Origin of the sequence: Enterobacter cloacae complex sp. FDA-CDC-AR_0132 (assembly GCF_003010695.1) — a bacterium.
GTDB lineage: Bacteria > Pseudomonadota > Gammaproteobacteria > Enterobacterales > Enterobacteriaceae > Enterobacter > Enterobacter ludwigii.
The window spans coordinates 2,910,900-2,930,176 of sequence record NZ_CP027618.1; the positions used below are offsets into that span (position 1 = coordinate 2,910,900).

15 protein-coding genes are annotated in these 19,277 nt (G+C 60.8%); 9 read left to right on the forward strand and 6 right to left on the reverse strand.

All coding sequences use genetic code 11. The annotated features are described in order from the left end of the window. Positions 1-116: 116 nt before the first annotated feature. Entirely contained in the window at positions 117-2,366 is a 2,250-nt protein-coding gene (locus tag AM379_RS13975; protein ID WP_020885035.1) for a TonB-dependent siderophore receptor, read from the reverse strand. 251 nt (positions 2,367-2,617) lie between these two features. On the opposite strand from AM379_RS13975, the gene fes reads away from it, so the two are divergent. The 3 genes from fes to entF are packed head-to-tail and all read left to right on the forward strand — an operon-like array spanning position 2,618 to position 7,894. Beyond that, positions 2,618-3,817: an enterochelin esterase gene (fes, locus tag AM379_RS13980; RefSeq protein WP_106503821.1), complete on the forward strand. Its 1,200-nt coding sequence runs from the start codon at positions 2,618-2,620 to the stop codon at positions 3,815-3,817. A gap of 10 nt (positions 3,818-3,827) precedes the next feature. After that, the gene (locus AM379_RS13985) at positions 3,828-4,040 is read left to right on the forward strand and encodes an MbtH family protein (RefSeq protein WP_014169063.1); all 213 of its coding nucleotides are present in this window, start codon (positions 3,828-3,830) and stop codon (positions 4,038-4,040) included. Beyond that, on the forward strand, positions 4,037-7,894 hold the full coding sequence (gene entF / locus AM379_RS13990) for an enterobactin non-ribosomal peptide synthetase EntF (protein WP_106503822.1): 3,858 nt from the start codon (positions 4,037-4,039) through the stop codon (positions 7,892-7,894). The genes AM379_RS13985 and entF overlap by 4 nt, the downstream gene beginning before the upstream one ends. 47 nt (positions 7,895-7,941) lie before the next feature. On the opposite strand, the gene fepC is transcribed toward entF, so the two are convergent. The 3 genes from fepC to fepD are packed head-to-tail and all read right to left on the reverse strand — an operon-like array spanning position 7,942 to position 10,732. Beyond that, complete coding sequence (fepC, locus tag AM379_RS13995) at positions 7,942-8,742, reverse strand: iron-enterobactin ABC transporter ATP-binding protein (protein WP_014169065.1); 801 nt, start codon at positions 8,740-8,742, stop codon at positions 7,942-7,944. Beyond that, complete coding sequence (gene fepG / locus AM379_RS14000; protein ID WP_106504357.1) at positions 8,739-9,728, reverse strand: iron-enterobactin ABC transporter permease; 990 nt, start codon at positions 9,726-9,728, stop codon at positions 8,739-8,741. Before fepG ends, fepC begins: the two co-directional genes overlap by 4 nt. Beyond that, complete coding sequence (gene fepD, locus AM379_RS14005) at positions 9,728-10,732, reverse strand: Fe(3+)-siderophore ABC transporter permease (RefSeq protein ID WP_106503823.1); 1,005 nt, start codon at positions 10,730-10,732, stop codon at positions 9,728-9,730. Before fepD ends, fepG begins: the two co-directional genes overlap by 1 nt. Positions 10,733-10,840: 108 nt before the next feature. Here fepD and entS point away from each other — a divergent pair, with 108 nt between their 5' ends. Then, positions 10,841-12,088, forward strand: a complete 1,248-nt coding sequence (gene entS / locus AM379_RS14010; RefSeq protein ID WP_047743968.1) for an enterobactin transporter EntS — start codon at positions 10,841-10,843, stop codon at positions 12,086-12,088. A 44-nt stretch (positions 12,089-12,132) separates the two neighbouring features. Here entS and fepB read toward each other — a convergent pair whose 3' ends face one another. After that, on the reverse strand, positions 12,133-13,092 hold the full coding sequence (gene fepB, locus AM379_RS14015) for a Fe2+-enterobactin ABC transporter substrate-binding protein (protein WP_106503824.1): 960 nt from the start codon (positions 13,090-13,092) through the stop codon (positions 12,133-12,135). A gap of 187 nt (positions 13,093-13,279) precedes the next feature. Here fepB and entC point away from each other — a divergent pair, with 187 nt between their 5' ends. Genes entC through entH form a run of 5 tightly spaced genes read left to right on the forward strand, consistent with a single transcriptional unit; the run spans position 13,280 to position 18,109 of the window. Further along, complete coding sequence (gene entC / locus AM379_RS14020) at positions 13,280-14,455, forward strand: isochorismate synthase EntC (protein WP_106503825.1); 1,176 nt, start codon at positions 13,280-13,282, stop codon at positions 14,453-14,455. A 9-nt stretch (positions 14,456-14,464) separates the two neighbouring features. Continuing rightward, positions 14,465-16,075, forward strand: a complete 1,611-nt coding sequence (gene entE, locus AM379_RS14025) for a (2,3-dihydroxybenzoyl)adenylate synthase EntE (RefSeq protein WP_073395720.1) — start codon at positions 14,465-14,467, stop codon at positions 16,073-16,075. A gap of 10 nt (positions 16,076-16,085) precedes the next feature. Beyond that, the gene (locus AM379_RS14030; RefSeq protein WP_014169072.1) at positions 16,086-16,940 is read left to right on the forward strand and encodes an isochorismatase; all 855 of its coding nucleotides are present in this window, start codon (positions 16,086-16,088) and stop codon (positions 16,938-16,940) included. Beyond that, a complete protein-coding gene (gene entA, locus AM379_RS14035) occupies positions 16,940-17,695 on the forward strand; it encodes a 2,3-dihydro-2,3-dihydroxybenzoate dehydrogenase EntA (RefSeq protein ID WP_063214879.1) in 756 nt (251 codons plus the stop codon). The genes AM379_RS14030 and entA overlap by 1 nt, the downstream gene beginning before the upstream one ends. Beyond that, on the forward strand, positions 17,696-18,109 hold the full coding sequence (entH, locus tag AM379_RS14040) for a proofreading thioesterase EntH (RefSeq protein WP_014169074.1): 414 nt from the start codon (positions 17,696-17,698) through the stop codon (positions 18,107-18,109). 47 nt (positions 18,110-18,156) lie between these two features. Here entH and AM379_RS14045 read toward each other — a convergent pair whose 3' ends face one another. Next, positions 18,157-19,269 carry a M20 family metallopeptidase gene (locus AM379_RS14045; protein WP_106503826.1) on the reverse strand — a complete coding sequence of 371 codons (1,113 nt, stop codon included), beginning with the start codon at positions 19,267-19,269 and terminating at the stop codon, positions 18,157-18,159. Positions 19,270-19,277: the final 8 nt, after the last annotated feature.

Consider the following 19,277-nt stretch of genomic DNA (forward strand, 5'->3'; position numbering starts at 1 on the left):
TCTCGTCCTGACGTTGAGGAATAGTGCGGCCTGATGCCTTCACCCCGATCCTCTCCTGCCGGGAGAGGGAGACATTCAGCCCCTCTCCCGGCAGGAGAGGGGAGACACAGCCTGCCTTAGAAGTGCGTGTTCACGCTCATAAACCAGGTTCGGCCCGGCTCATTATAGGTGTATGCACCCGCGCCGTACATATAGGCACCGGTTGTGGCGTTGCCGGTGGTCTGGGCATTACCCGCGCGCCACTGGCGTTTATCAAAGACGTTATCCACGCCGCCGGTCAGGCTGACGTTTTTGGTCACGTCCCAGGTCGCACTCAGGCCAACGATGCTGTACGGGCTGACTTCGTCTTTCTCAGACCCGGTCACCGGCTGGCCTTTGTAGTTGTACTTCTTCGGCTGCTGCTTGCCGTACCAGGTGAAGGTCGACTGCAGCGACACATCCTGATGTACCTGCCAGCTCAGGGTTGAGTTCAGCGTGTACTCCGGGATGATCGACAAACGGTCGCCGGTCTCCTTGTTCTTGCTTTGCAGCATATAGGTGATGTTGTTGGTCCAGTTGATCGTGTCGCTGACCGGCACGTTCAGGGAGCCTTCCAGACCTTCAACCACCGCTTTAGGCACGTTTTCCCACTGGTAAATATCGGTGGTCACTTTACTGGTGGAGGTCTGGCCGACTGGCGCATACCCCGCTTCAATCTTGTTGCGGTAGTCGTTACGGAACCAGGTCACGCCCGCCAGCCAGCCGTCGTGTTTCCACTCCAGACCAATCTCTTTGTTAATGCTGGTTTCGGCTTTCAGGTCGTCATTACCCATCATGTAGCAACCCACGCCGTCGGAGCTGGCGTAGCAGCCCTGGCCTTTGCTGTACAACAGATAGTTCGGGTTGGTCTGGTACAGGCTCGGCGCTTTATAGGCGCGGGCGATACCCATCTTCAGCGTAAAGTCGTCACCCAGGCCTTGCGACAGGTTCAGGGACGGGCTCCAGTTGTTACCGACGATCGTATGGTGATCGAAGCGCAGCGCCGGGGTCAGCATGGTGCTGTCCGTCAGCTCCATGTTGTTTTCAGCGAACAGGGAGAAGATCTCCGCCGAGGTATACGGGCTACGATCGTTGCTGAGCCCCGGAATGGTCCCGCCCTGCTGGGTTTGCGAGAAGGAGGTCGAGTCCTTCATGCGCTGCTGGTTCCACTCGGTGCCCAGCGTCAGGTTCTGGTTGACGAGGAAATCAATCGGCAGGTTGATTTCGCTGTGCAGCATCACATCAGCCAGGTCGGTGTCGGTGAATTTATTGCTGTTGAACAATCCTTCCGTACCGCCTGCCAGGCCTTCGCCGAGACGCGAATTGCGGGTGTGCTCGTACTGCGCCCAGTTGCTGGTGGTAATCCCATTATCCCAGCCGCCATTCCAGGTCACCGCAAAGTTCTGGCGATAGATACGGTTAGTCTCTTTACCGTAGTTTTTCTTCACCAGACCGCTGGAGCTGTTGTCGTTGTTGGTGTTCTGGGTATCACCCGCGTAGAGGTTGTTCTGGCGGCTGTAACCCGCTTCAAACTCCAGGGACTGCATGGGCGCGAAGTCCCAGCGGACCACGCCGTTAATGTCTTTGTTCTCGACCCCTTCACGGCCTGCAGGCAGGGTGTCGGCATAGGTACCGGTACGATCGGACTGGTGGCCCTGGTTAATGTCCCACGCATCGGCCTGGGTTTTGTCCAGGTTACCAAACATGCGGAAGCTGAAGTCGCCGCCCAGCGGGCCGCTCAGGCTGAAGTTGGTGCGCTTAGTGGAACCCTCATCCTTATGTTCTGGAGCATTCAGATATGTGTTCCAGGAGCCATGCCACTGGTTGTCGAATTTTTTGGTGATGATGTTCACCACGCCGCCTGCCGCACCGTTACCGTAGCGAGCTGCGGCCGGGCCGCGAATGACCTCAATGCGTTCAATCATCTCTGGCGGTACCCAGCCAGTGTCACCGCGGGTATCTCGCTCGCCGCGCCAGCCCAGACGGATGGAGTTGCGGCTGGTGACCGGCTTGCCGTCAATCAGGATCAGGGTGTTTTCCGGACCCATACCACGAATATCAATCTGACGGTTATTGCCGCGCTGTCCGCTGGTGGAGTTCCCGGTCAGGTTAACGCCAGGCATGGTGCGGATGATTTCGGCCACGTCACGTGCGGGCGGGTTTTTACGAATTTCATCGGCGGTGATGGTCGATACCCCTGGTGCCTGCAGGTTTTGCTCTGCGGCGGTGATCACCATGGTGTCTTCGTGCTGCGCGTTGGCGGTGTTGTCGTCTGCCAGCGCTGGCATCGCAACGCCGTAAATCCCTAAGTTGACCAGCAAGGCCAGGGAGTGAATCTTCTTATTCATTGTACGTCCTGCTTTTCGCGCCGCATCCCCGGGCTCCATTCCCGAAAGGGAGAGGAGGCGGCATGGTGTCACCCGCAGTTTGCGTAAGCAGCCCCGTCCTCGAGCGCACACAACGCGTGGCATGGTTGTTTTATGAGCGCGCTTCCCACAGCGCGGCCACTACGCTATTGCAAATGCAAATAGTTATCAATAATATTATCAATAAAATTTGTCCTGAAACAAAAAAGACTGATAAACATGAGGTTATACGGGTGACGGGGTTAAAAACGGGAAGTGAAGCCTGGTGGCAGTCGAAAAACGGACCCGAATGGACCCGCGAGAAGGGGCACTATCGCGTCACTTTCTGGTGGCGTGACCCGGCAGGAACGCAAAAAGCCTCGCCGCTAAAACGCGTCTGGCTCTACATCACCGGCGTGACCGATCACCATCAAAATGCCCGTCCGCAATCCCTTGAGCGCATTCCTGATACTGACGTCTGGCAGTGGCAGGGCGCGTTCACCCCGCAATGGCGCGGCAGCTACTGTTTTATCCCCTCAGTGAACGAAGATGATTTTGCCGACGCGGTCTTCCACGGCGAGCAACCCGATCGTTTGGCGCTGCGTGAAGGCTGGCGAAAGTTGCTCCCCGCGGCAATGGCCGATCCGTTAAATCCGCAAAGCTGGCGCGGCGGACGCGGGCATCCCGTCTCGGCGCTCGAAATGCCCGAGGCCCCGGTTCAGCCCGGCTGGAACACGCCCGCAACCCCCGGCAACGCGCCCGTCTGCTTTGAATGGGAAAGCGTGCGTCTGAATAACCGCCGCCGGGTGTGGGTTTTCACCACCGGTGAAGACAGCCCTGAGCGGCCGCTTGCCGTACTGCTCGACGGCCAGTTCTGGGCCGAAAGCATGCCCGTGTGGTCTCCGCTAACCGCGCTGACAAACGCGGGCAAACTGCCGCCTGCCGTCTACGTCTTAATCGATGTGATCGACATGGCGCACCGTAATCACGAGTTGCCCTGCAACCCTGATTTCTGGCGGGCGGTGCAGGAGGAACTTCTCCCGCGGGTGAACAGCCGCACTCCGTTCAGCGACCGCGCCGACCGAACGGTAGTCGCGGGTCAAAGCTTTGGCGGCCTCTCTTCACTTTATGCCGGGCTTAACTGGCCCGAGCGCTTTGGCTGCGTATTAAGCCAGTCCGGCTCCTACTGGTGGCCGCACCGTGGCGGTCAGCAGGACGGGTTGCTCATCGAACAACTTAAAGCGGGCGACCTCACCGCGCGCGGGCTGCGTATCGTTCTTGAGGCCGGGCGCAATGAGCCGCTCATCTTCCGCGCGAATCAGGCGATCTACGCCGAACTGCACCCGCAGCAACCGGTTATCTGGCGTCAGGTTGACGGCGGACACGACGCGCTTTGCTGGCGCGGTGGGCTGACGCAGGGGCTGATGACCCTCTTGCAGCCGCTTATTCACTAACGGAGTCTGTATGGAATTCAGCAACCCTTTCGATAATCCGCAGGGTCAGTTTGCGATTTTGCGTAACGACCAGGGACAGTACAGTCTGTGGCCGCAGCAGTGCCAGCTGCCGGCGGGCTGGCGCGTGGTCTGTGAAGCGCAGTCTCAGGAAGCCTGTCAGCAGTGGCTCGCCGACCACTGGCAAACCCTGCAACCGTCTTATTTTGCGGGAGAGAAAGCATGAACCGTCTTCCTCTTGTCGCCGCCCAGCCGGGTATCTGGATGGCGGAGCAGCTTTCCTCCCTGCCAAACGCCTGGAGCGTGGCGCACTACACCGAGCTGAAGGGCAATATTGACGCACCGCTGCTGGCAAAAGCCATTGTTGAAGGGATGCGGCAGGCCGACACCCTGCGCATGCGTTTTGTGCAAGAGAATGGCGAGGTGTGGCAGTGGGTGGATGATGCTATGTCACTGCCTGAACCGTCCGTGGTTAGCGCCGAATCCCATGACGCGGCGATGGCCCTGATGGCAGCGGATTTAAACCAGAACCTGCGGGTGGACAGCGGTCAGCCGCTGGCGTTCCATCAGCTGATTCAGGTAGGTGAAGGGCACTGGTACTGGTATCAGCGATATCATCATCTGGTGGTGGATGGCTTCAGTTTTCCGGCGATTACCCGCCAGATCGCCGCCATTTATCTCGCATGGCAAAACGGCGAGCCCACGCCCGCGTCGCCGTTTACCCCTTTCGCCGAGGTGGTGGAGGAATACCAGCGCTATCGCGACAGCGAAGCGTATCAGCGCGACGGGGCGTTCTGGGCGGAGCAGCGTAAGCAGCTTCCTTCTCCGGTCTCGCTGTCGTCGGCACCGCTGCCGGGCCGTGCGGCGACCACCGATATTCTGCGTCTGAAGGTGACGGCTGACCGCCGCGCCTTTACCCGGCTTGCTCAGGCGGCGGGGCCGGTTCAGCGTACCGATCTGGCGCTTGCGCTGGTGGCGCTGTGGATCGGGCGTCTGACCGGACGGCTGGACTACGCCGCCGGGTTTATCTTTATGCGCCGAATGGGGTCGGCGGCCTTAACGGCAACCGGTCCGGTGCTGAACGTGCTGCCGCTGGCGGTGAACATCGCCCCGCACGAAAGCCTGCCTGCGCTGGCGCATCGTCTGGCAAATCAGCTGAAAAAAATGCGTCGCCATCAGCGTTATGACGCCGAGCAGATCGTGCGCGACAGCGGACGTGCCGCGGGCGATGACGCGCTGTTTGGCCCGGTACTGAACGTCAAGGTGTTTGATTATCAGCTGGATATGGATGGCGTGGACGCCATCACCCATACGCTGGCCACTGGCCCGGTCAATGACCTTGAACTGGCGCTGTTCCCGGACGAGCAGGGCGGCCTGAGTATTGAAATCCTTGCCAATAAGCAGCGCTACGATGAAGCGACGCTAACGCGCCACGTTGCACGCCTGAACGCCATGCTGATGCAGTTTGCTGCCAACCCGGATTTGCGCTGCGGCGAAGCAGAAACCGTTTCAGAGCAGGAATACCAGCAGCTGGCGCGTATCAATGATACCGGGCTGGCGCTACCGTCAACCACGCTGGCTCAGCTGGTGGCAGACCAGGCGGATAAAACGCCGGATGCCCCCGCGCTTGCTGATGCGCACATCGAACTGAATTACCGCCAGATGCGCGAGCAGGTGGTGGCTCTTGCGACATTACTGCGGGAACGCGGCGTTAAGCCTGGCGACAGCGTGGCGGTAGCCCTGCCGCGCTCGGTGTTTCTTACCCTGGCGCTGCACGGCATCGTGGAGGCGGGCGCCGCGTGGTTGCCGCTGGATACCGGTTACCCGGACGATCGTCTGCGCATGATGCTGGAGGACGCGAAACCGTCCCTGCTGATCGCCTCTGACGATCAGCTTTCGCGCTTTAGCGATCTGCCGGTCCCTGTATTTAGTTACAACACACTATTACCCCCAGCGGGCAGTGAACCGCTGCGGCTGGCAAAGCCGGCGCACACGGCGTACATCATCTTTACCTCAGGCTCAACGGGGCGGCCAAAAGGCGTGATGGTAGGGCATACCGCCATCGTTAATCGCCTGATGTGGATGCAGGATCACTATCCGCTGGACGCGCATGACGTGGTGGCGCAGAAGACGCCGTGCAGTTTTGACGTCTCGGTCTGGGAGTTCTGGTGGCCCTTTATCGCCGGCGCGAAGCTGGTGATGGCCGAGCCGGACGCGCACCGCGATCCGCAGGCGATGCAGAACTTCTTCGCGCATTATGGCGTGACCACGACACACTTTGTGCCGTCGATGCTGGCGGCGTTCGTTGCCTCGCTGACGCCGGGAAATGCCGACTGCTGTCAGACCCTGAAGCAGGTGTTCTGCAGCGGGGAAGCGCTGCCGACAGAACTGTGTCGGGAGTGGGAGCACCTTACTCATGTCCCGTTGCATAACCTTTATGGTCCAACAGAAGCGGCGGTGGACGTGAGCTGGTATCCGGCATCGGGTCCGGAACTGGCGGCGGTAGCGGGCAACAGCGTGCCGATTGGCTTCCCGGTGTGGAATACGGGGCTGCGCATTCTGGATGCGATGATGCGTCCGGTGCCGTTCGGCATGGCCGGTGATCTCTATCTTACCGGGATCCAGCTTGCGCAGGGGTATCTCGGTCGGCCGGACCTGACCGCCAGCCGCTTCATTGCCGATCCCTTTGCACCTGGCGAGCGGATGTACCGCACCGGCGACGTGGCGCGCTGGCTGGATAACGGCGCGGTGGAATATCTGGGCCGCAGTGACGATCAGCTGAAAATTCGTGGTCAGCGTATCGAGCTCGGCGAAATCGATCGTGCGATGCTTTTGCTGCCTGACGTGGCGCAGGCCGTAGCGCACGCGTGCGTCTTTAATCAGGCGGCGGCAACCGGGGGCGATGCCCGACAGCTGGTAGGGTATGTCGTCTCCGGGTCCGGCTTGCCGCTGGACCGCGATGCGCTGCTGCACTCGCTTAAAGCTCAATTGCCGCCCCATATGGTGCCGGTGGTGCTGCTGCAAATCAGTGCGCTGCCGCTCTCTGCCAACGGAAAGCTTGACCGCAAGGCGCTTCCGTTGCCGGAATTGACCCGCAAGACGTCCGGGCGGGCGCCAGAAACAGACGCTGAAGTGGCCGTCGCGCAGGCATTTTCTGCCCTGCTCGGTTGTGAGGTGAACGACATCGATGCCGATTTCTTCGCCCTCGGCGGTCATTCCCTGCTGGCGATGCGCCTGGCCGCGCAGCTCAGCCGTACGTTTGCCCGCAGGGTCACTCCGGGGCAGATTATGGTGGCCTCAACGGTCAGCATGCTCAGCGCGTTGCTGGATTCATCGATGAATGACGAACAGGCACAGCGTCTGGGCTACGAGACCCTTCTGCCGCTGCGTGAAAGCAACGGTCCGACGCTGTTCTGCTTCCATCCGGCATCCGGCTTTGCCTGGCAGTTTAGCGTGCTGGCGCGCTATCTCAGCCCGCGCTGGTCAATCACCGGCATTCAGTCGCCGCGTCCGGAAGGGCCGATGCAGCAGTGCGCTACGCTGGACGAGGTGATCGAACAGCATCTGCAGACGCTGCGCGCGCAACAGCCGCAGGGGCCGTATTATCTGTTCGGCTACTCGCTTGGCGGCACGCTGGCGCAGGGCATTGCGGCCCGTCTGCGCGAGCAGGGTGACGCGGTGGCGTTTCTCGGCTTGCTGGATACCTGGCCGCCGGAAACCCAGAACTGGGCAGAGAAAGAGGCCCATGGTCTCGATCCGGACGTACTGGCAGAAATCGAACGCGAGCGTCAGGCGTTTATCGCCGCGCAGCAGGGGCAAGGCTCTGGCGAGCTCTTTAACGCCATCGAAGGGAATTACGCCGATGCCGTCCGCCTCCTGACAACGGCGCACAGTTCACGGTTCGACGGTAAAGCGACGTTGTTTGTTGCCGGGCGCACGCAAACGCTGGATCCGCAGCAGGCCTGGGCGCCGTGGGTGGGGGAACTGGAGGTTTACAGCCAGGATTGCGCCCACGTGGATATCATTTCACCGCAGGCGTTTGAGACAATAGGACCGGTGCTGAAGGCGATATTGGGGTAGCGGTTTCCCCTCACTCTCACCCTCTCTTCCAGGAGAGGGTGAGGGCATCAGACTGCACGCTTGCCCAACGGCACCACCAGCGGCGTACCGGCCACGGGATCGTCGATAATCATGCAGCGCATGCCGTAGATCTGCGCGATCAGATCCGGCGTCACAATCTCTTTTGGCGCACCCTGCGCCACAATTTCGCCGTCGCGCAGCGCAATCAAATGCGTGGCATAGCGGCATGCCTGATTTAAATCATGCAGCACGGCTGCCAGCGTATAGCCCTGCGTGCGGTTCAGCTCGCTCAACAACTCCAGCAGATCGATCTGATGGCTGATATCAAGCCATGTGGTTGGCTCGTCCAGCAGCATGATGGCGGTTTCCTGCGCCAGCACCATCGCAATCCACGCCCGCTGGCGCTGCCCGCCGGAGAGCGTATCCACGCTTTGCCGGGCCAGATCGGTAATGCCCGTCGCCTGCATCGCCCGCTTCACCGCCTCATCATCCTCTTTACGCCAGCGAGTAAACAGCGGCTGATGCGGATAGCGCCCGCGCGAGACCAGTTCCTGCACCGTGATATCCCCAGGCGTGGTGGCGTTTTGCGCCAGCAGGCCGATACGGCGCGCCACCTCTTTGCTGGCAAAGCGCTGGATTTGCTCGCCGTCGAGATACACGCAGCCCTCAACCGGTGTCATCAGGCGGCTGAGGGTGCGCAGCAGGGTCGATTTACCGCAGCCATTCGGGCCGATAATCGCCGTAAAATGGCCGTCCGGGATAGCCACCGTCAGGTCACGGGCAATGATTTTTTTGCCATAGCCGAGGGTTAAGTGTTCGCCGCGCAAGCGGGTTGTACTGTTTGTCATTTCTTGCGTGACTCCTGAACTAACAAGACGATGAGATAAATCCCGCCGAGACTGACGGTCACGACGCCTACCGGAAGTTGATAAGGCATAAATAACCGCTGGGCGCAGAGGTCGGCGGCCAGCAGTAACGCTGCGCCACAAAGCGCCGCCTGGGTTAATCCCCAGCGCGCCGTGCCGCTGATGCGCCGGGCAATGTGCGGTGCAACCAGCGCGATAAACGAGATCGGCCCGGCGATGGCGGTGGCGGCAGCGGTCAGTAACACTGCCACCAGCATCAGCATCAGGCGCGAGCGCTCAACGCCCACGCCCAGCGCACAGGCGCTGTCATCGCCCATCTCCAGCAGGCGCATCCGGCGTACCAGCAACACCGCGCCAATAAACATTACCAGGATCAGCGGGGCAGCGGGCCAGGTTTTGCCCCACGTCAGGCCATTGAGTGAACCGGCATACCACAGCCCGGCAGAGAGCGCGGTGTCGAGCGAAGCCTGCAGCAATAGCCAGGTGTTGAAAGCCATTAACATGGCGCGAATGCCGATACCGATAATGATCAGGCGGAAGGTGTCGATACCGTTGCGCCAGGCCAGCGCCCAGATAATGAGCGCGGTGACTATCCCGCCGGTCATCGCGGTGAACGTGATGGCCGTCAGGTGCTGACCAAACAGCACCATCGCCACCAGCACGCCGCTCCAGGCGCCGGTGTTCAGCCCCATTACGTCCGGGCTGCCAAGCGGGTTGCGCATCAACGACTGAAAAATGGCACCGCTGACGCCGAGCGCCGCGCCCACCAGAATCGCCATCGCCACGCGCGGCAGTCGCCACTCGGTGACCACCAGGGTGACATTGCGCGGCGCACTGCCAAGCAGCGCGTTAAAAATCTGCGCGAAATCGAGCGTGACCGCGCCGCTGCGCAGGCTCCAGACCGCCAGCATCAGAATGACGACGGCCAGCAACGACACGCTGGTGACTAAACGTCGGGACGGGGCCATCATGCGCCACCTCCGCGTTTACGTCGCACGAGGAAGATCAGCACCGGTGCACCGATAAACGCGCTTACCACCGAGACGCGCAGTTCACCAGGCACCAGCAGGCGACCCACAACATCCGCGAACAGCAGCAGGGCAGGGGTAGCCAGCAGCGTGACCGGCAGCGACCAGCGGTGATCGGCACCCACCAGCCAGCGTGCCATGTGGGGCATCATCAGGCCGATAAAAGCAATGGGGCCGACTACCGCAGTTGCGCTGCCGCACAGTACGGTGATCGCGACAAGACCCGTTAGCTGCGTGCGTGCCACGCGGTTGCCGAGCGCGGTTGCGGTGTCGCTCCCGAGGCTCAGGCTGTTGAGCGCACGGCTTAAACACAGTGCGACGGCGGCGGCGATGACGACCGGGAACACCACCACTTTTAAGGTTTCCAGGGTGCGGATATCCAGCGAACCGGCCTGCCAGAAGCGCAGCTGGTCGTAAACATCCGGGTTAAGCAGGGCGATGCCGTTGGATAACCCTTCCAGCACGGCGGCGAGCGCCACGCCCGCCAGCGTCAGGCGTACCGGACTCAGCTGTCCGCCACCCTGGCTACCGGTAAACGCCACCACCAGCGATGCCGCCAGCGCGCCGCAGAAGGCCATCACCAGTTGTTCAGACGGAGAGGTAAAACCGAAGAGCGCCGCGCCAAGTACAATCGCAAAGCTGGCGCCGCTGTTTACCCCAAGAATACCGGGGTCGGCCAGCGGGTTACGGGTGAGCGTTTGCATTAAGGCACCGGCAAGACCCAGCGCCCCTCCTGCCAGCAGTCCGGCAAGGGTACGGGGAAGGCGGGCATCGAGCACGATGGTGCAGTCGGCGCTCTGACAGCTGCCAGTGAGCGCATCGACAATAACGGACGCGGGCAGCGGCTTCGCGCCGACCAGCAAACTGAGTGCAATCGCAAGGATTAACAGTAGCAATAACACGGGCACGGCAACGGCGCGCACCGTGGAAGAGGAAAACGACATAGCAACATCCATGATTTGATAATGATAGTGATTATCGTTATCTATCTTATTTGGCTATGTTAGCATGTGCGCCAATGGAATTGGTAGAAATACACTCAAGGCCTTGTCATGAATCAAAAATCCTGGCTGCTCAACCTCAGCCTGCTGAAGACGCACCCCGCATACCGCGCTGTCTTTATCGCCCGTTTTATCTCCATCCTCTCCCTCGGCCTGCTTGGCGTTGCCGTGCCGGTGCAGATCCAGTCCATGACCCACTCCAGCTGGCTGGTGGGGCTTTCGGTCACCTTAACCGGTGGGGCGATGTTTATCGGCCTGATGGTGGGCGGCGTGCTGGCGGACCGGTATGAGCGTAAAAAACTGATCCTGCTGGCACGCGGCACGTGCGGCGTAGGCTTTATCGGGCTGTGTCTGAACGCCATGCTGCCGGAGCCGTCACTGATTGCCATTTACGCCCTCGGTCTGTGGGACGGTTTTTTTGCGTCACTCGGCGTCACGGCGCTGCTGGCAGCCACGCCCGCGCTGGTCGGGCGCGAAAACCTGATGCAGGCGGGGGCAATCACCATGCTGACCGTGCGCCTCGGGTCGGTAATTTCACCGATGGTCGGCGGCCTGCTGCTGGCGACCGGCAACGTGGCGTGGAACTATGGGCTGGCGGCGGCGGGCACCTTTATCACTACGCTCACGCTCCTGCGTTTGCCGCGCCTGCCGCCTCCGCCACAGCCGCGCGAACATCCGCTGACATCACTGATGGCCGCGATCCGTTTTCTGTTCAGCAATCCGTTGATAGGTGGCATTGCGCTGCTCGGCGGTCTGCTGACGATGGCCAGCGCCGTACGCGTGCTTTACCCGGCGCTGGCGGGCGTGTGGCAGATGAGCGCGTCGGAAATCGGCGTGCTGTACGCGGCTATTCCGCTCGGCGCGGCATGCGGCGCGTTGACCAGCGGTAACCTGGCGCAGAGTGCGCGCCCCGGGCTGATCATGCTGCTGGCTACCCTGGCGTCGTTTATTGCGATTGGTTTCTTCAGCCTGATGCCGGTATGGGCGCTGGGCGTAATGTGCCTGGTGATTTTTGGCTGGCTGAGCGCCATCAGTTCATTGTTGCAGTACACCCTGATTCAGACCCAGACGCCGGAAGGGATGCTGGGGCGTATCAACGGTCTGTGGACCGCGCAGAACGTGACGGGCGATGCCATTGGCGCGGCTATCCTCGGCGGGCTGGGGGCGATAATGACCCCGGTGGCTTCAGCGAGCAGCAGCGGCTTTGTCCTGGCTATGCTGGGAGGGATATTGCTGGTGGTCCTGGTTGAGCTGCGTCGGTTCAGGCAGGAGGTTGTGTTGAACGACAGTGCGGCCTGACGCGTTCACACCGGCCCTCTCACCGAGAGGGCCGGGTTAGCCTCTTACCTGAACTGTGCGTCTAAACGCTGCAGTACCCGCATTGCACTGTAATAATCCAGGCGGAACGTCTCTGTTCCCAGTGCCCAGACGCGCTTGTTCTGCACGGCTGGAAGGTGCGCCAGCAGCGGATTGGCGTAAATCGCATCCACATCTTTCTGATCACCGGCAAACAGGAACAGCCCTTCGCCGTTCAGCCCGGTCGCCAGATTTTCCCCGCCTAACTGAATAATATCGTGACGCTGACCCTGGCTTTTGGAGGTGTGCAATCCGGCAGGCAGTTCAGCCAGCGTAAAGCCCAGCTGCTGCAATAACTGGCCCTGAGCGGATTCCGCCGTCCACAGGTTTGCCGAGTGTGCGGCGGCGGTGTAGACGATGGCGTTCACCGGCTGCGGCGGTAATGTCATCTGCTGTTTCACCTGGGCAAGCTGCTTATCAAACGCGGCGATGCGCTCGGCGGCCTGTTTTTCCTGACCCGTGATTGTGCCGAGCTGTTTGAGCAGCGCCTGCCAGCTTTTGTCGTCGTAGTTAATAACAAGCGTCGGCGCGATAGCTGAAAGCTGGTCATACAACGCCAGCGCCGAATCCCCGCCGGTGGCGCTGATCAAAATCAGGTCCGGCATCTGGGCGGCCACCGCTTCGGCGCTCGGCTCGCCAATGTACAGACGCGCAAGCTGACGCTGTTTCGCAATATCGCCCCACTGGCGCAGGAATCCCTGCCCATCCGCCACGCGGTTGTTGGGCGTGGTGGCGCCGCTGGCAATAACCGGCGCGTCAATCGCCAGCAGGGAGCCGGTCAGGGTCACGCTGGTGGAGACGATGCGCGTCGGTTTGTGCTCAAGCGTATGCACGCCGCGGCTGTCTGTCACCTGACGCGGCCAGTCGGCGGCAAGCGCTGAGGTAAGTCCTAAAACAAAAAGTCCGATGAAAAGCAGGGGATTACGGCAGACGGCAAGACATTTCACAACGTGGCATCCTGTTTCTGTTGAGGTTAATGCTTCTCATTTTCATGTCTGCGACGACGGGATGCAAGCGTTACCCGAAGAAGATGTTTGCTCTGCGGTTGACACCGAGGCGATGTGAGATTAGGTTAGCGAGCGTAAATATAAATGATAATCATTATTACTGCCTTTATCATTTTAGGAGGATGAAATGGATACGTCCCTGGCTGAGGAAGTTCAGCACACCGCCAGCACGCTGCAATCAGACAGCTTTTTCTTTATGTCGCCTTACCGCAGTTTTACCACGTCCGGCTGTTTTTCCCGCTTCTCTGAATCCGCCGTCGGGGGTGACGATCCGGCAGGACAGTTTCAGCAGAAATTAGCCCAGGCTTTCCGCAACGCAAAAGCCAGCGGCATTGTCCATCCTGTGATGGTGGGTGCCATTCCGTTTGATACCCGCAAGCCGTCGTCTCTGTTTATTCCGCAACGCTGGCAGACCTTTTCTCGCCCGGCGCGTCAGCAGTCCGCCCGCTATGTTGCCGGCTCACAGGCGCTGAAGGTGGAAAAACGCACCGAGATCCCACCGCAGCCGGTATTTGAAGAGATGGTCGCCCGCGCGGCTGCCCTCACCGCCACGCCGCAGGTGAACAAAGTGGTGCTGTCGCGCCTGATTGATATCGTCACCGACAAACCGATTGATAGCGGTGCGCTCATGGAGCGGCTGATCGCCCAGAACCCGGCCAGCTACAACTTCCACGTACCGCTGGAAGACGGTGGCGTGCTGCTCGGCGCAAGCCCGGAACTGCTGCTGCGTAAAGAAGGGGCGCATTTTAGCTCTCTGCCGCTGGCAGGCTCCGCGCGTCGTCAGCCGGATGACGTGCTGGATCGTGAGGCGGGCAACAAGCTGCTGGCGTCCGAAAAAGATCGTCACGAGCATGACCTGGTGACCCAGGCGATGAAAGCCATTCTCAAACCGCGCAGCCATCACCTCAGCATGCCTTCCTCCCCACAGTTGATCACCACCCCCACGCTCTGGCATCTGGCCACGCCGGTGGAAGGTGAGGCGCGTGAAAACGAAAACGCGCTGACGCTGGCCTGCCTGCTGCACCCGACGCCAGCCCTGAGCGGTTTCCCGCATCAGGCTGCTAAGGCGTTGATCGCCGGGCTGGAGCCGTTCGATCGCGAGCTGTTCGGCGGCATCGTCGGCTGGTGCGACAGTGAAGGCAATGGCGAATGGGTGGTCACCATCCGCTGCGCACGTCTGCAGCAGAATACCGTTCGCCTGTTTGCCGGCGCGGGCATTGTCCCGGCCTCTTCACCCGTGGGCGAGTGGCGTGAAACCGGCGTAAAACTCTCCACCATGCTCAATGTTTTTGGTTTGCACTAAGGAACACTCATGACCCTTCCCTTTACCCGTTGGCCCGAGGATTTTGCCCGGCGCTACCGTGAAAAAGGCTACTGGCAGGATCTGCCGCTGACCCACATCCTGACGGATCAGGCGAATAACGATGCGGTGGCGATCGTCGACGGTGACCGTCGCATAACGTACCGCGAGTTTAACCAGGCCGTGAATAATCTGGCATCGCGGCTGCAGGCGTTGGGGCTTCATCGCGGTGAAACGGCGCTGGTGCAGCTTGGCAACGTGTGCGAGTTTTACATGACCTTTTTCGCCCTGCTGCAGATGGGCGTGGCGCCGGTCAATGCGCTCTTTAGCCATCAGCGCTCTGAGCTGAACGCCTACGCCGCGCAGATCAAACCTGCGCTGCTGATAGCCGATCGTGAGCACGCCCTGTTTGCAGGGGATGACTTCCTCAATACTTTTGTCGATGAGCACCGTTCGGTGCGCGTCGTGCTGCTGCGCGGCGACAAGGGTGAACATGCGCTGGACGCGGCGATTGCGCATCCGGCAGAAAATTTCATTCCGAACCCGACTCCTGCCGACGAAGTGGCGTTCTTCCAGCTCTCGGGCGGGAGTACCGGCACGCCGAAGCTGATCCCGCGTACGCATAACGACTATGACTACAGCATCCGTCGCAGCAATGCGATCTGCGGGATTACCGCGGACACGCGTTATCTGAATGCGCTGCCAGCGGCCCATAACTACGCCATGAGCTCGCCCGGCTCGTTAGGCGTCTTTACGGCGGGTGGCTGCGTGGTACTGGCAAACGATCCGAGCGCCACAATCTGCTTCCCGCTGATAGAAAAACATCAGATCACGGTTACCTCGCTGGTGCCCCCGGCGGTCAGCCTGTGGCTGCAGGCGATTGCCGACGGTGCAGGGAATGCTCCGCTCTCATCGCTGACGCTGCTGCAGGTCGGTGGGGCGCGCCTGTCCGCGTCGCTCGCGGCGCGTATTCCGGCAGAAATTGGCTGCCAGCTGCAGCAGGTGTTTGGTATGGCGGAAGGGCTGGTGAACTACACCGCGCTCGATGATACGCCGGAACGCATCATCAATACGCAGGGGCGCCCGATGTGCCCGGATGATGAAGTGTGGGTGGCGGACGAGCACGGTAATCCGCTCCCGCGCGGTGAAGTCGGGCGCCTGATGACCCGCGGGCCGTATACCTTCCGCGGCTATTTCAACAGTCCGGAGCACAACGCCAGCGCCTTTGATGCGGACGGCTTTTACTGCTCCGGGGATCTGATCGCCATTGACGAACAGGGCTACATCACCGTTCAGGGACGGGAGAAAGATCAGATCAACCGTGGCGGCGAAAAGATTGCCGCAGAAGAGATTGAAAACCTGCTGCTGCGCCACGACGCGGTGATCCACGCGGCCCTGGTGAGCATGGAGGACAGCCTGCTGGGTGAAAAGAGCTGCGCGTATCTGGTGGTGAAAGAGCCACTGCGTGCGGTGGAGGTGCGCCGCTTCCTGCGTGAGCAGGGCGTTGCAGAATTTAAACTGCCGGACCGCGTGGAGAGCGTTGATGCGCTTCCGTTAACGCCCGTCGGCAAAGTCGATAAGAAACAGTTGCGCCTGTGGCTAGCTGAACGCGCCCGGGGCTAAGGAACAGAGTATGGCCATTCCACAATTAACCGCTTATGCGCTGCCGACGGCCGCAGACCTGCCAGACAACAAAGTGAACTGGGCGTTTGAGCCAGAACGTGCCGCGCTGTTGATCCATGATATGCAGGAGTATTTCCTGAACTTCTGGGGCGAAAACAGCCCGATGATGGCCCAGGTGGTCGCGAATATCGCCAGACTTCGCGATTACTGCAAGCAACACAATATTCCGGTTTACTACACCGCGCAGCCGAAAGCGCAGAGCGATGAAGACCGCGCCCTGCTGAACGATATGTGGGGACCGGGGCTGACCCGCTCACCAGAGCAGCAGCGCATTGTGTCTCAGCTGACGCCGGATGAAGCCGATACGGTACTGGTGAAGTGGCGCTACAGCGCGTTCCACCGCTCGCCGCTGGAGTTGATGCTGAAAGAGACGGGGCGCAACCAGCTGCTGATCACCGGGGTTTACGCCCATATTGGCTGCATGACGACCGCTACAGACGCCTTTATGCGGGATATCAAACCGTTCTTTATCGCCGATGCGCTGGCCGATTTTACCCGCGATGAGCACCTGATGTCCCTGAACTACGTCGCAGGGCGCGCCGGCCGGGTGGTTATGACGGACGACCTGCTGCCGTCCATTCCGGCCACGAAAGCGGCGCTGCGTGACATCATCCTGCCGCTGCTGGATGAATCAGATGAGCCGATGGATGACGAAAACCTGATCGACTACGGCCTGGACTCGGTGCGCATGATGGCGCTGGCCGCCCGCTGGCGCAAAGTGCACGGCGATATCGACTTCGTGATGCTGGCGAAAAATCCCACCCTCGACGCCTGGTGGGCGCTGCTCTCCCGCGAGGTGAAGTGATGGCGGGGTTCGATTTTACCGGCAAAACCGTCTGGGTAACGGGCGCGGGTAAGGGCATCGGTTACGCGACGGCGCGGGCGTTTGTTGAAGCGGGCGCGCAGGTCACCGGATTTGACCTGGCCTTCCCGCAGGAAGCGTATCCCTTTGCCACCGAAACGCTGGATATCGCGGATGCCGTACAGGTCCGCGAGGTATGCGGGCGTGCGCTGGCAAGGCTTGAGCGTCTGGACGTGCTGGTGAACGCGGCGGGAATACTGCGTATGGGCGCGACCGACCAGATTGCGCAGGAGGACTGGCAGCAGACCTTCGCGGTTAATGTCGGCGGGGCATTTAATCTGTTCCAGCAGACGATGGGCCAGTTCCGTCGCCAGCAAAGCGGGGCGATTGTCACCGTGGCGTCTGACGCGGCCCACACGCCGCGTATCGGAATGAGCGCCTACGGTGCGTCGAAAGCGGCGCTAAAAAGCCTGGCGCTGACCGTCGGGCTTGAGCTGGCGGGCAGTGGCGTGCGCTGTAATCTGGTGTCGCCCGGGTCAACGGATACCGATATGCAGCGCACCCTGTGGAAAAGCGACGGTGCTGAGCAGCAGCGTATTCGCGGCTTTGGCGAGCAGTTCAAGCTCGGTATTCCGCTGGGCAAAATCGCCCGTCCGCAGGAGATTGCCAGCACGGTGCTGTTCCTCGCGTCCGATGCTGCCAGCCATATCACGTTGCAGGATATCGTGGTGGACGGCGGCTCCACGCTGGGGGCGTAGATGATCTGGAAACGTCACTTATCGCGTGAAGAAATGAACGCCACCAGTCTGAACTCCATGGTGGCGCATCTGGGCATCGTCTATACCCGCATCGGTGACGATACGCTTGAGGCCGAAATGCCCGTGGATGCGCGTACCCATCAACCGTTCGGTCTGCTGCACGGCGGGGCGTCGGCGGCGCTGGCGGAAACGCTGGGGTCGATGGCCGGGTTTCTGATGACCCGCGACGGACAAAGCGTGGTGGGAACGGAACTGAACGCAACGCACCATCGCGCGGTATCGCATGGGAAGGTGCGCGGAGTGTGTCAGCCGTTGCATCTTGGGCGAACCAGCCAGAGCTGGGAGATTGTGGTGTTCGACGAGCAGGGACGGCGGTGCTGTACCTGCCGGTTGAGTACCCAAATTTTGGGCTAGCGTTGCACGGTCAACATCCCTCTCCCCGTTGGGGAGAGGGATAAGGCTTACAGCATTGAAATCACCCGCTTCAACAAGCGTATTCTCGGCGCAATCGACGCTTTATCCAGCCACTCCGCCGGGCTGTGGAACCCGGCACCGATCGGCCCCAGCCCGTCCAGGGTCGGAATGCCCAGCGCGGCGGTGTGGTTGGCATCACTGCCACCACCGACCGCCTGCCAGGTAATGGCTATTCCTTCCGCCTGACCTGCCGCTTCAACCTGCTGCATCAGCGCCTGCGTGGCTTTACTCGCTGCCATCGCCGGTTTGTGGTTCACGCGCGTCAACGAGGTCGTGACGCCCTCTAAAAAGCCTTTTTCACACAATGCCTCCAGCGCCTGGTTCACCCGGCTGTACTCATCGTTTTCCCAGAAACGCACGTCCAGTTCGGCAACGGCTTTATCGGCCACCACGTTTGCCGCGCTGCCGCCGTGGATCACGCCGACGTTGAGCATGGTGCCACGTTCCTGGTCGGTCAGGGCATTAATGGCAATAATGCTGTTTGCCAGGGCGGTTATCGCCGAGCGGCCTTTCTCCGGTTCGTTACCCGCGTGTGCCGCCACGCCGCTGAACGTCAGGTGATAGCCCGCCATCCCTTTGCGAGCCTTCACCAGCGAACCGTCGGCGCGCGCGGCTTCGCATACCAGCACGCAGCGGGCGCGTTTTGCCAGTTCGCCAATCCATTCGTGTGAATAGACGGAGCCGGTCTCCTCGTCGGGATTCATGGCGATCGCAATGGCCAGACGATCGTGGTCGGCTGCGTCCAGATCACGCATCGCCCACAAGATATTCAGCAGGCCGCTCTTCATATCCGATACGCCAGGGCCATAAAGACGGGTGGCGTCCTCGCTCAGCGGACGCTCGGCGACGGTGCCGGGGGCAAATACCGTATCAAGATGGCCGACCAGCAGAACGTCGAACTGTGCCGCCTGTGGCTTATTACTGACGAATACGCCCGGGCCAACCTTGTCGCCCAGATTAACCCGTTCGGTGTGCCAGCCTTCGCGTTGCCAGAGCGTTTCAATAATGCCAGCCACGGTTTCGACGCCTGCGACAGTGCGGGTACCGCAGTCCACGTTCACCAGGCTTTTCAGCTCTTCAATATAATGGTCAAGGTTCATAGTAACGT